At 41.8% G+C, this 13,371-nt stretch carries 11 protein-coding genes; 9 read left to right on the top strand and 2 right to left on the bottom strand.

What is annotated here, in order from left to right; translation table 11 throughout:
* Positions 1 to 5: 5 nt before the first annotated feature.
* The 5 genes from MKY15_RS04170 to MKY15_RS04150 are packed head-to-tail and all read left to right on the top strand — an operon-like array spanning position 6 to position 4,955.
* Complete coding sequence (locus MKY15_RS04170; protein WP_342539089.1) at positions 6 to 977, top strand: carbohydrate ABC transporter permease; 972 nt, start codon at positions 6 to 8, stop codon at positions 975 to 977.
* The gene (locus MKY15_RS04165; RefSeq protein WP_342539088.1) at positions 977 to 2,140 is read left to right on the top strand and encodes a DUF1343 domain-containing protein; all 1,164 of its coding nucleotides are present in this window, start codon (positions 977 to 979) and stop codon (positions 2,138 to 2,140) included. Before MKY15_RS04170 ends, MKY15_RS04165 begins: the two co-directional genes overlap by 1 nt.
* A gap of 12 nt (positions 2,141 to 2,152) precedes the next feature.
* Positions 2,153 to 3,067, top strand: coding sequence for an N-acetylmuramic acid 6-phosphate etherase (gene murQ, locus MKY15_RS04160; RefSeq protein WP_338655146.1), 915 nt, complete (start codon positions 2,153 to 2,155; stop codon positions 3,065 to 3,067).
* Positions 3,068 to 3,075: 8 nt separating this feature from the next.
* On the top strand, positions 3,076 to 4,023 hold the full coding sequence (locus MKY15_RS04155; RefSeq protein ID WP_342539087.1) for a GNAT family N-acetyltransferase: 948 nt from the start codon (positions 3,076 to 3,078) through the stop codon (positions 4,021 to 4,023).
* 53 nt (positions 4,024 to 4,076) lie between these two features.
* Positions 4,077 to 4,955: a MurR/RpiR family transcriptional regulator gene (locus tag MKY15_RS04150; RefSeq protein WP_338655149.1), complete on the top strand. Its 879-nt coding sequence runs from the start codon at positions 4,077 to 4,079 to the stop codon at positions 4,953 to 4,955.
* 365 nt (positions 4,956 to 5,320) lie between these two features.
* Here the strand turns inward: MKY15_RS04150 and MKY15_RS04145 are convergent, their stop codons facing one another.
* A complete protein-coding gene (locus tag MKY15_RS04145; RefSeq protein ID WP_342539086.1) occupies positions 5,321 to 6,658 on the bottom strand; it encodes a S8 family serine peptidase in 1,338 nt (445 codons plus the stop codon).
* A gap of 258 nt (positions 6,659 to 6,916) precedes the next feature.
* On the opposite strand from MKY15_RS04145, the gene MKY15_RS04140 reads away from it, so the two are divergent.
* A complete protein-coding gene (locus MKY15_RS04140) occupies positions 6,917 to 8,926 on the top strand; it encodes an S-layer homology domain-containing protein (RefSeq protein WP_342539085.1) in 2,010 nt (669 codons plus the stop codon).
* 345 nt (positions 8,927 to 9,271) lie between these two features.
* Positions 9,272 to 10,174, top strand: coding sequence for a nuclease-related domain-containing protein (locus MKY15_RS04135; RefSeq protein ID WP_342539084.1), 903 nt, complete (start codon positions 9,272 to 9,274; stop codon positions 10,172 to 10,174).
* Between the two features lie 140 nt (positions 10,175 to 10,314).
* Here MKY15_RS04135 and MKY15_RS04130 read toward each other — a convergent pair whose 3' ends face one another.
* Positions 10,315 to 10,686 carry a hypothetical protein gene (locus tag MKY15_RS04130; protein ID WP_342539083.1) on the bottom strand — a complete coding sequence of 124 codons (372 nt, stop codon included), beginning with the start codon at positions 10,684 to 10,686 and terminating at the stop codon, positions 10,315 to 10,317.
* Between the two features lie 395 nt (positions 10,687 to 11,081).
* Between MKY15_RS04130 and iscB the strand changes: the two genes are divergently transcribed.
* Positions 11,082 to 12,359, top strand: a complete 1,278-nt coding sequence (gene iscB / locus MKY15_RS04125; RefSeq protein ID WP_342539082.1) for an RNA-guided endonuclease IscB — start codon at positions 11,082 to 11,084, stop codon at positions 12,357 to 12,359.
* Between the two features lie 183 nt (positions 12,360 to 12,542).
* Positions 12,543 to 13,274 (top strand): hypothetical protein, encoded by a 732-nt coding sequence (locus tag MKY15_RS04120; RefSeq protein WP_342539081.1) that lies wholly within the window; start codon positions 12,543 to 12,545, stop codon positions 13,272 to 13,274.
* Positions 13,275 to 13,371 lie beyond the last annotated feature (97 nt).

The raw sequence follows: 13,371 nt of genomic DNA, 5'->3' as shown, positions 1-13,371 counted from the left end.
AGACCATGAAGAAAAAACCATTAGATAAGTTTAATAAGTTAATTATTTATACTCTCCTTGTGGTATTTGCTGTGGTTTCGTTACTACCACTTTACTGGGTATTTTCTACATCGCTGCAATTAAGTAGCTACCAATCGCAAGATATGGAACGCCCAGTGTCTTATGTGGATTCCAATCCGCCAAAAATGTATCCGATGGGAATCCCGCTCTATTTCGAGCATTGGGGAGAGGCTAGAAAAGCGGAAAAAGTAGGGGATTTAAAAGAAGAAACTTACCATCGTGGAATGATGGATAACATTGTTGAAAATACATTTTCAAGCTATAAGAGTCTATTCAAAAAACACGATATTGGAAAATGGTTTTTTAATAGTGTATACATTTCAGTAATTGTGACGGTTGGTATTTTACTAATCGATTCGATGGCTGGCTATGTGTTAGCAAAAAAGAAATTTCCAGGTCGAAATTTAATTTTCTGGATTATTATTTCAACAATGATGATTCCAGGGCAGGTCACGCTCGTCCCTTTGTTTATCATGGTTGGGAATTTGAACTTGATGGATACGCACTGGGCGTTGATTTTACCAGATTTATCAATGGTATTTGGGGTATTCCTGATGAGGCAGTTTATGTATTCCATTCCTGACGAGTTGCTAGAAGCAGCAAAAATGGATGGTGCCAGTGAATGGCGAACGTTTTGGACGATCGTCTTGCCGCTTGCGAAACCGGGACTTGCCGCACTAGGGATTTTCACATTCATGAATGTGTGGAACTCATTCCTTTGGCCGATTATTGTACTAAACAGTGCGGAATTATATACGTTACCAGTTGGATTGAAAACGTTACAAGATGCTAACTTGGCGAGCTTTAAGTTATTAATGAGTGGGGCTGCAGTTGCTGCAATTCCAATGATTGTGGTATTTATTTTATTCCAGCGTTACTTCGTGAAAGGCTTAACACTTGGCGGAGTGAAGGAATAATGGCAGAAAAAGTGAAGCTTGGCCTCGATGTTTTTTTGGAACACTATGTGTCAGATATTCAAGGAAAGAAAATTGGTCTGTTAACAAATCAAACGGGTGCAAATGCTGAGCTAACCTCAACAATTCGATTGTTTCATGAACATCCAAATATTCAACTCACGGCGCTGTTCGCACCAGAACATGGCTTGAAAACAAATGCAAAAGAAGGCGAGAAATTTTCAGATTCCATTCATAGTGCGACAGGCATCACTGTTTTCAGTTTATATGGGGCGTCAAAAAAACCGACGGATGCCATGATGGAGCATCTGGATGTTGTAGTCTTTGATATGCAAGATATTGGTACGCGTTACTACACTTATATATACACGATGGCTTATATGATGGAAGCTTGTGCGCGCACAGGTAAAAAAATGTACGTACTCGACCGTCCGAATCCAATCGGTGGCCATGTAGTGGAGGGGAATTTCGTCGATGCAGATTTCACTTCGTTTGTGGGATTGTATCCGATTCCAACTCGCCACGGAATGACGGTTGGTGAACTTGCGATGTATTTTAATGAGGTATTTGAAATTCATTGCGATTTAGTAGTGGTGGATATGGAAGGGTGGACCCGAGATTCGTTTTTTCCGGAGACGGGATTACCTTGGATTCCGCCTTCGCCCAATACCACGAGTGTTGATATGATGTTGCTTTATCCAGGTACATGTTTAATCGAAGGGACGAATTTATCCGAAGGACGAGGAACAACACAGCCATTTGAAATTGTAGGTGCTCCGTTTATAGATGGTGAACAATTGCAAGATGAAGTCAATGCGTTAAGTCTTGAAGGTGTTCGTGCACGTGCGGTTTCCTTCACACCTACGTATCAAAAATACTCAGGTGAGCATTGCGAAGGTATTCAACTGCATATTACGGAAAGCTTTACATTTCAACCGCTCCATACATTTGTACGCATTTTGGCGCTCATTGCAAAGTTGTATCCGAAGGACTTGAAGTTTTTAGAATACGGTAGTTTGAAGCACCCCATGTTTGACCTGCTTGCTGGGAATGCAAAACTAAGAAATGCTTTAAACAATGGGGATGTGGAAGAATATCTACAACAGTGCCAACTCGACTCGAACGATTTTATGAAAAAGAGAAAAGCATACTTGCGATATAGATAGGAAGGTGGAGCTATGAAAAAGTTATCGCTTCTTACAACTGAAGAATCCAATCCGAAATCTACAAGATTAGATGAAATGTCGATAAATGAAGTTTTAAATACCATGAACGAAGAGGATCAGACCATTGCATTTGCTGTTCAACAAATGATCCCATATATCGGTCAAGTTGTTGAAAAAGTCGTAAGGGCATTTAAAAATGGAGGACGACTTATTTATGTTGGCGCTGGAACGAGTGGACGAATTGGCGTTTTGGACGCTGTAGAGTGTCCTCCTACATTTAGTACATCTCCTGAACTCGTCCGAGCGGTTTTAGCGGGTGGTGAAGGTGCTATGTTTAACGCTGTAGAGGGTGCAGAAGATGATGAATTACTTGGTTCTTCTGACTTGCAAAAACTCGATATCACCAAAAATGATGTCATTATTGGCATTGCAGCAAGTGGGCGAACCCCCTATGTGATAGGTGCCCTTACGTTTGCAAACACTTGCGGAGCAACGACAGTCAGTCTTGCAAGTAATGAACAATCCGCAATAAGTGACTATGCGGATATCAATATTGAAGTCATCACAGGCCCCGAAGTGTTAACCGGTTCAACTCGATTACGTGCAGCAACTGCGCATAAAATGATTTTAAATATGATTTCAACAACAGCGATGATTAAAACTGGAAAAGTATATAAAAACTTAATGGTTGATTTGAATGCAAGTAATTATAAATTGCGTGAGCGTGCAAAAAAGATGGTGTGCTCGATTACAGATGTGTCCTATGAACAAGCGGAAATTGTTTTAGATGAAACCGCTTATGATGTAAAACTAGCGATTGTTATAATTCTTACGAATGTGACTAAAGAAGAAGCAGGGAAACTGATAACAAATGCAGATGGATTTGTGCTAGATGCGGTGAAACTCGCTTCAATTAAAGAAGGGTGATGGAGAGAATGTACCGGACATTTCAAAATGGAGATGAAATAGGGATTGTCGAGTTATGGAATGACGTATTGTATCATGATCCCATTAATCAAATACGGTTCCGTAAACAAGTATTACTCGATGCGAACTTTGATCCACAAGGTTTATTTGTTGCTATCCGAGAAGAAAAAATTGTCGGTGCCATATTAGCCATTACCCGAAAGCTTCCAATGCAATGCGGAAGTTTGGAGTCTGATACGGGGTGGATTACGTTCTTTATGGTTCAACCAAGTGTAGAGAGAGAAGGTATTGGCCACGAATTAATGGAACGGGCATCAGCCTATATCCGTGAGCAAGGAGCGGAAAAGCTATTTTTTTCTTCATATGCTCCAAACTACTTTTTACCTGGCATTGATGAAGAAGCCTATTCATCTGGTTTTGCCTTTTTACAAAAAGAAGGATTCCGTCGCGTGTATTCACCCGTAGCGATGCACCGTACATTGCTCGATTATGTGTATCCCGAAAACGTGCAAGCGTTAAAGCGTGTACGCCAGCAAGAAGGCTACTCATTTGGTCATGTGCAAGACGGCGACTTTTATGAATTAATCCAGTTTGCCAATCAACAGTTCAATCCCGATTGGGGACGGGCGATTCGTGAAGGTGTATTGCAGGGAGTAGATCCGTCTCAAGTGTTGGTAGCGAAAAAGCATAATCAGGTTGTTGGGTTCGCATTGTATGGAGGATATGAAGGGATTCGTGAGCGTTTTGGTCCTTTCGGAGTGGATGAAAATGAACAAGGAAAAGGACTAGGCAAAATCTTGTTACACGAAACGCTTCATATGATGAAACAACAAACAATACTGGGTGCCTGGTTCTTATGGACAAGTGAAACGAGTGCAGCTGGTCATTTATACTTAAAAAATGGGTTTCAAACTTACCGAACGTTCCACGTCATGGTGAAAGAGTTGACAAACTAATAGTCGCATTAGATGATTCGGAGAGACTAGCAAGTGAAGAAGGGTTGATGGAAATGGCAATATCAAGTGGCGGTTTAGTGTTATTAAATGAAATGCGACAAGTTCTTCCACCGTCAGAACAAAAGATTGCGGATTATATTTTAGCCAATCCCGAAAAGGTTGTTACGATGACGATATCAGAACTTGGAGAAATTAGCCTAACAAGTGGTGCGGCAGTGACCAGACTATGCAAGTCTTTAAAGCTTAAAGGCTTCCAAGACTTGAAACTTCGAATTAATGGAGACATAGGTCGTAAAATTGAACTTACAAACCGGGACATCCAGCCAAATGAACCCGTTTCCACGACAATACAAAAAGTAACGGAACACGCCGTGCATACCTTACTGGAAACAGCTGAGTTACTGGAAAGCGAACAATTAGAATTAGCAGTAGAAGCTATCGTAAACGCTGAAAATATACACTTTTTTGGCGTAGGTGCTTCCGGAATTCCCGCAATTGATGCGCAGCAAAAGTTTTTACGTATTCACAAAGCTTCAACAGCAAGCACTGATTTACATATGGGTGCAACGATTGTGGCCAACGTTGGAGAAAACGATGTCGTCGTTGGAATTTCCTTTTCAGGCGCCACATTTGAGGTTGAGAAAATCTTGGAAATGGCAAATGAAAAAGGTGCCACGACAATTAGTTTAACGAAATTTGGACAGTCACCTATTTCGCTAATATCACAAATCCAGTTGTATACATCTCCAACGCGCGAAGCGAACTTTCGAAGCGGAGCTACATCCTCTAGACTTGCCCAACTGCATGTAATGGATATTCTGTTCATGTCTGTTGCATCCAGACAATTTGAAACTACGATTACGTATTTAGATGCGACCAGAGAAGCAATTGAAGACATTCAAAATCAAACTTTTCGTAAAAAGAAAAAGTGATAGTGTGATTGAAGAAGGTGCTTGGAATGAGTACTATAATTCTTCATTAAACCACTACAATATTTGCTTAAGAATTACTTTTGTGTTGAGTTTTTATGTAGTCGTCATACAAAAAAAGAAGTGCAGGCCTCGATTGGTCCGCAATTCTTTTTTTGTGCACTTTATTGGGAGTGTACAACGAACGCGGTGGAGTCTCCAACAAAATCGGCGAAGCGTCCAACTAATCCCAGGAGGTGTCCAACCAACCGGAAAGAGTATCCAACCAACTCCGGGAAGTGTCCAACAAACCGGAGAGTCTCCAACAAAACAGAACCTCCAACCCAACAAAAAAACCCAGCCAAAGTCCCACCTTGGCTGGGTTTCACCTAATATCCAGTATAAAAATCCATCAAATAATCTTTACCATTTTTAACACGAATCACAAGCTTATACGAAGTAGATGGCGCATAAGAAGAAACCGCCGTAGCAACAATCTCCTTAGTTTCAACTTTTGAACGCAACGTAATCGGCACTAGTTCACTGCCCCGAAAAACGTGAACGTCAATGATGTCCTTAGCTGAAAGCTGCCGGGTAAACTCAATATGCCACTCCTTATTCAAAGGAACATTTCTCACTGAGGGAAGCGAGATGAAGTTTGAAAAATCCATCCCCGCCACATCCGCACTTTCACTTCGAGGTTCGTCATACGACGCAACATTGACAATGCCCTCCCCGAAAATCGGATCCCAACCAACAGCACCTTGATCATCCACATACTTCTTCAACAGCCGTTCAATCTCCTGAATCGAACGACTCGGATCATCCAGTTTTATCATCGCTGCAACACTGCTAACAAACGGCACAGCCATGGAAGTGCCAGTCAGACTGCCGTATCGATTACCAGGTAAACTCGAAACAATCCCGACGCCCGGGGCAGAAAGATCTATTGCATCGCCCGTATTACTGAAACTGGCGATATTATCATGTTGATCGGTAGCGGAAACAACGATTACATTTTGTTCGGAAGCAGGGAAATAATTTGCAGTATCCGCCCCGTTATTCCCAGCAACGACGACCACAAGGACATTATTCGCAAGGGCGTAATTGAGTGCATCGGTCAAGTATTGCGAGTAACCTTCCCCAATAAAGCTCAGGTTAATAATATCCGCTCCATTATCAACCGCAAATCGAATCGCTGTCGAAATATCGGAATCATACCCTTTTCCTTTTTCATCCATTGCGCGAATGGGCATGATCTTCACATTTGCCGGCGTTGAATCAGCAATGATACCCGCGACATGCGTACCATGGAAATGCACATCCATCGGGTCAGACGTATTTTTGAGTACATCATATCCCGCTACAATCCGATCCTTCAGCAGCGGATGCGTGTAATCGACACCCGTATCGATGACTGCGATAACAACCGTACCCTTACCTGGAACCATTTTTTTTACACCAATCCGTTCTTTCCCCCAAGAATCCGCAACGCCAGTAGTTGTCTGTATGGCTGCATAGCGAATGAAATCAGGCTGAAGGACCTCGATACCATTAAGAAGTTCAACCTCGTCTTTTGCCACACTATCAATCAATTCACTACCAACGAATTTAACAAGCACTCGATCACTCTCTTTAGATGAAGCAAAGCCTTCATTTGCAGGAGGCACAACATACAAAAGTCCAAGAATAAAAAAGAATCCAAGTATAGAAATAATTTTCTTCAAAAATAACACCCCTATATTATAGTAGTTATATGTTTATATATCGGCTAAAAAGGGAAGCTAGTAAGGGAAATAGTAGAGTTGATTGTAGAAAAAGTTTTCAGAAATACCAAACAATTTTTATCAACCTACTATAGAATACCTACTAAATCTATGATACGATGAAAATAGTAAATTCAGATTACCATGTATTTATGGGGATTATGTCTAATAATATGTTAAAATGGTTTTTTAAGGATATATATCATAGGAGGTTGGAGAATGAAGAAAAACACTTATCAAAAACTATTCAGAGCAACATTAGCGACAACGGTTGCAACGGGGGCATTTGTTGCGGCTGTACCGACCTTTACACAAGCAGAAGTAACGAAAGGCACTTCTTTCTCGGACGTTAAAGATACGCATCAGTTCTATGAAGCTATCAAGAGTTTAACATCTAGAGGCGTTATTAATGGCTATGAAGACGGTACATACAAGCCAGGTCAACAAATTAGCAGAGCTCATGCGGCAAAAATCATGGCTTTGGCTTTGGGTCTAGACACGAAAAATGTAGTAGATCCAGGATTTAAAGATGTTAAAAAGGATCATCCTTACTACGGACATATCGCTGCACTTGTAAATGCAGGAATTATTAAAGGATATGAAGACAAAACATTTAAACCAACTGGTAACCTAACACGCGCTCATGTCGCGCAAATGCTCGTATTAGGCTATGAATTAGAAGAAAACAAGCTTTCTAATCTACCATTTAAAGACGTTAACAACAAACAATGGTTTGCGAACTATATTCAAACATTGTTCTCCAATAAAATCACGTCTGGAACAACTGCAACTACTTTCTCACCTAACACATTTGTAACACGCGGACAAGTTGCTTCTTTCATCTTTAAAAGTGAAGCAGCAACTAAAGTAGAAACGCCTGAAGTTCCGGAAGTTCCAGAAGCTCAACAGAAAGAATCGACACTCGTAAACATTACGGCTGATAAAGTAGAGTTCGCAGAAGGAACATATACATTGCCAGCTATCTTGAAAGACGTATTCAGCGATTCTAATCTAGAAGCTCTTAAAGGAGCAGTCGTAAAGTACTCGGTTAAAGACGGTACGATCGTTGGCATTAGTTCAATTGAAATTAAAGCAAGCGGTACTGCTGAAAAACATCTTACACTAGATGGCAAAGGTTTGACGTTCCCGGGGAATCTAACGATTAACGGAGACTATGTTCACCTGAAAAACCTTACAATCAAAGGTGATCTAGAAATCGGTAAAGAAGTGAAAAGCAGCGTCACTGTTGAAAAAGTTACAATAGAAGGAAAAACAATCGTTTCCGATAAAACAGCTTCTACAGCAAAAGCGAGTTATTCGATAGCGGCAGAAACAGCAGCAGCAGACATCATCTTTATTGATTCTACAATGGCTAGCGTTGTGGTAACGAAAGACGGCGTACTAATCGAATACAAAGGTACTACAAAAGTTTCAGAATTAATCATTTCTGCTAACGTTACGATTAAAGCGGATGCGGGCATCACGATTCCAAAAGTAACGATTAATGCAGGAGCTACAGCAGTAACAATTGATGCAAATGTAGGCAACCTAACAGTCAATTCAACTGACAAACTAACAATCGCAGGTACTGGCAACATTGCAGAAGTAACGATTGAATCTGCCAATGAAGTGAAGTTAGATACAACAGGGAAAGTCGACAAGCTTGAAATTAAGTCAAAAGACGCAAAAATCTCCCTAGGCGATAAAACAAAAGTTGCAAATCTAGTCCTTCCTGAAGGAGTAGCTGCAAAAGATCTAATCCAAGATTACGATAAAGTAAAAGGCAACATCGAGCAAATCGGTGGAACAACAAACCCTGACGCTCCAGTAGTAACACCAAGTCCTGGAAACGGTGGCGGTGGCGGTGGAACAGTAACACCTCCATCAGCTGAAGCGGTATTCGAATCAGCAGTTCAAGCTAAATTGGCTGCAGCGGGTATTTCTAGTGAAATAGTTCAATTTCTTCCGAATACTAATACTGTGAACGTGAAAATGACAGATTCGGAATTACTAGCTATAAATGGAACAGGATTAATAACTGCATTTACTGGAGTTGCTGGAGTAGATAAAGTAACAGCAGGCGGGTATGAATTTACAAATGTTACTCCCCCTTCGGAGATTAAAAGTAATGCGCTTTCTGCAATTATTAACTCTCAACTGAATGATTTAGTTGTAACGGTTAAACTAAGCGGTGGGGAAGTTTTAACGTATACAGTTAAATTTATTTAATCGTAATAGAGTTTTGGTACTACAGCACCGTTCAGATATATTTCAGTCATTTAGAAAAAGAAAGGCAGCCAATTATTGGTTGCCTTTCTTTTTATTTTTCAACCATAAGCCTCCAATCAAAAAGGCGCCCCCCAACGAACCCAATAACCAACCGCTAACATATCTCAACATCTCATTGGTTTCCCCCTGAACTTATGCTATTCTATCACCATACACAGAAAATTCTTAACGAAGGAGTGTTCAACGATACGCATTTACCGTAGAAAAACAGAACTAGCAAAAGCACTCCCGCGGCTCCTTGCGAGACTTCACCCCCAAAGTCAAAATTACAAGGAAATGGCCGACATGCTCTATCGCACGGAAGCGGGCTACGCTGGCGAAACTAAAGTCGATAGATATTTGGAATCGATTGACTTCCCAGAACGAGTCCACATTTTCACGGATCTGCAACTATCCATTAACCCCAAATTCGACATCCAAATCGACACGCTAATCCTGACCCCCTCATACGCATTGATTCTCGAAATTAAGAATATCGCGGGTACCCTGAACTACATTTCGAACCCACCCCACTTCGAATGTACCTATGAAGATAAAAAATCCATCGTTATCGATTGTCCCATCATGCAAATAAATAATAATAGGAATGGCCTGGACACATGGCTTGAAAGAAACGGTTTTCCCATTCGGACTACCGGTAAGATTGTCATGGCGAACAACAAGACATCTGTCAAAAATGCACCTACCGAAATGCAAATCATGTATGCGAAACATCTACCTCTGTACTTCAGAACGCGGAAAAATGGAAAAGTGCTTTTGACCGACAATCAATTCAGTGCGCTCGCCGAAAAGTTAGCCCGAAGTCAACAACAGTACAATCCCTATCCATTATGTGAAAGGTACAGAATTGACAAGACGCATATTTATAAAGGAATTATTTGCAGTCTTTGCAACAATAAAATTGAACGTATAAATCATATGGTTTGGGTCTGCCCAGCCTGCGAGCTCAAATCAAACCAACCATTTACCGAAGGTCTCAAAGACTGGTTCATGATTATGAAAAACACAATCTCAAACGAAGAATGTCGCGATTTCTTCCAATTAAAAGATAAATACGCTGCAAACTATGTATTGAAATCACTCCCACTTAAGCGTGTAGGGAAATCAAGAGCTTCCATCTATATCTGGGATTACAAAATTTCACCATCTACCATACAGAAAAGAAAGAAACCCACTTCGAAAAACTGAAGTGGGTTTCTTCCTAGTTGGATAAAAGTCTTCATGTCCAACCAACTCCGCAAAGCATCCAACCAAAACCCAAAAGCGTCCAACGAACTCGAAAGTATCCAACCAAATCCCCAAAGCGTCCAACCAATCCCTCAAAGCGTTCAACAAACCCGCAAGTATCCAACCAAAACCGCAAAGCATCCAACGAACCCAGTAAAGTGTCCAACCAACTCCGCAAAGCGTCCAACGAACCCGAAAGTATCCAACCAAACCCCCATAGCGTCCAACGAACCCAGTAAAGTGTCCAACCAACTCCGCAAAGCGTCCAACGAACCCGAAAGTATCCAACCAAAACCGCAAAGCGTCCAACGAACCCAGTAAAGCATCCAACCAACTCCGCAAAGCGTCCAACGAACCCGAAAGTGTCCGACCAATCCCGCGAAGCGTCCAACAAACCCAGTAAAGCATCCAACCAACCCCGCAAAGCGTCCAACGAACCCGGAAGCATCCAACCAATCCCCCAAAGCCTCCAACGAACCCGAACCCCCCAACCCAACCCAAACAAAATAATCCCATTTAAGGGAAATCCTTTCAATCAATGGTATAATAGTACCTGTATACATCAACCCCCCCAACCCCCGCAATCCAAAAAAAGCGTATTAATCATAGTCAACTACCCACCACTCCAACATCTCTAGCTGTTGAAGTGGGGGCTTGAGAGAGCCTAAGTTGTCTAGCCATAGTCTTTTTTGACTACGTTGGTTCGGTGATCACACCCTGGGATAATACTCTAGTCCCTTGCACTGTGTCGGCGCTGTAAAAGCTCTGTTGGGTCGGAGCGGTCAACCGAATTTGGCGACATTTAATGTCGGAAGCCTTACCAACATTGGCGAAGGGTGACAAACTCCAAAAAGGGAGGGAATACGCTATGCTCGTATTCGTAATTAATCAACATGGTGAGGCGCTCATGCCTTGCCCAACACGAAAAGCAAGACGATTGCTGAAAGAAGGAAAAGCGAAGATTATCGGTTACCAGCCGTTTAGTATCCAGTTAGTATATGGGTCCAGCGGCTACAAACAGTCGGTTACAATAGGCACGAAAATCGGGGAGAAACAGATCGGCATTGCGGTTATATCCGAGGGCCGTGTACTGATGAAAGGTGAAGTCGAATTACGGACTGATGTAAAAAGTCTAATCGAAACACGTAAAATATACAGACGCATTCGTAGACAACGAAAAACAAGATACCGAAAAGCCCGCTTCCTGAATCGGAAGAAGCCAAAAGGGTGGTTGCCACCGAGTTTGGAAAGTCGAAACGCGAACACTTTTCGTTGGATTAATCGTTTTAGTAGTTTGCTACCCAACCCGACACTGCATATCGAAATCGGCAAGTTCGAAGTACATAAGCTAATCAATCCAAGCGTAGGCAACATTTCCCATCAAAAGGGGCATAGTGACGGCTATTACAATACGCGGTATTATGTCTTCGCGAGAGACAACTATATTTGCCAAGTATGTAAAAAGAAAAACAAAATAGTAAATGCGCATCATATTATCTACAAGACACAAGGCGGAAGCGATCATGCAGATAACTTGATCACCATTTGCACCGATTGCCATACGTCGGACAATCATCGTCCCGGCGAAATTTTTTGGCAGTGGATGCAAAGCGGAAAAAAACTGAGATCCTACAAAGAACCACCTTTTACCATCACTTTGCGAAGCCGCGTTTACGAGCAATACCCGGATGCAATACTCTCATATGGTAGCGAAACGACGCCTCATCGGAAATTGATTGGGTTAGAAAAATCACTTGTCAACGATGCCATCGCGATAACCGGGATACCAGCGATTATGAAGATAACTGACACCACCTTCATGGCAAAACAGTTCCGCAAGAAAAAGCGAAGCCTGCATGAAGCGACCGCCCGTAAAGGACGGAAGCAGCCAAATACTACAAGTAGACGTAACGCGAAGAATACCAAGGCGTCCAAAGGATTCTTTTTGAACGATGAAGTACGAACACCTTGTGGTAACATCGGTTACATTAATGGCTTTACTGGAAAAAACGCTTGCTACGTCAAATCAATTAATGGCCAGTACATCGTTATTCCAGAAAAAACACATAAACAACAATCGCTCAAAGGACTTGTAAAGAGAAGCCATCAAGGCAATTGGCGCTATCAACTTATACATAATGAATAAGGCGAACAGTTCTACATAAAAGATTTAGTGGGATGAAAAAAGTCGATAAAGAGAAGTCCGTTCCACCCCTTATCGAGCAAAACCTACAAATTGACACAAAATGTCGAAGATTGCCTATTTAGCTACACCCGACACCGCCTTTCTGTTAAACTAGTAAAAACACACCAATAAAGGGGTAGTCAATTGAAGAAAAAACTAAAGATTTTCTTACTAATACTACTAATTGTACTTTTGGCCACCGCGGGAACTCTACTTTATTTCTTTAAATTCAAAGAGTACGATGTAGCGGATGAAGAAGTGGCAAAAATCATTGAAGATCCGTATACCATTGAAATGCCTGACGGAACGACGATTACAGTGGATGCCAATGGTGAAGTTGTGGAATCTGTCGAGCCGACTATACCTCCCGTAACCGAGGGAACTTCGTCTGAAGGAACGTCTACAGATGGCAGCGAAGTGAAAGGGACTTCTACAGACGGCAGTAAAGGGGAAGGAACGTCTTCTGGCGATAAAGCCCCTAGCTCGACGACGGGGGAGAGCAACACTACGGAAACAACTCCAAAACCGACAGTCAGTACGATTAAACAGAAGTATGTCCCGACGCTTGAAAATCTCCAATCACAGGCTGACAGTAAGCTGAATACATTGGTGGGGCATGCGAAGAAAGAGTACAGTGATAAAAAAGCGAGTGGGGAAAGCATCAGCTACGGTTATTTTTACAATAAATACGTAGGTGCTGCAAACGGGCTTGAAGCACGTACCGATGCAGTATTTGCAGGTGTCATCAAAGGGGTAGAGAAAGATCTAGTAGCAAACGGCTACGATAAATCCTATGCACAAAACTTAATCGATGATTATAACGCGAAGAAAAAAGCACGTAAAGACAGTCTATTGAACAAAGCAATGGGTCTATAAAAAGAATCAAAAAAGCAAGAGTCGCCTCTCGGTGGACTCTTGCTTTTTTATGTCTAGCCGCTTGGAGGCTCACAGGAACTGGTGCACTTAAGCTGCG

This window comes from Sporosarcina sp. FSL K6-1540 (genome assembly GCF_038620285.1).
Lineage (GTDB): Bacteria > Bacillota > Bacilli > Bacillales_A > Planococcaceae > Sporosarcina > Sporosarcina psychrophila.
The sequence above is the reverse complement of the archived record's forward strand: the minus strand, read 5'-3'. Positions and strand labels throughout refer to the sequence as shown.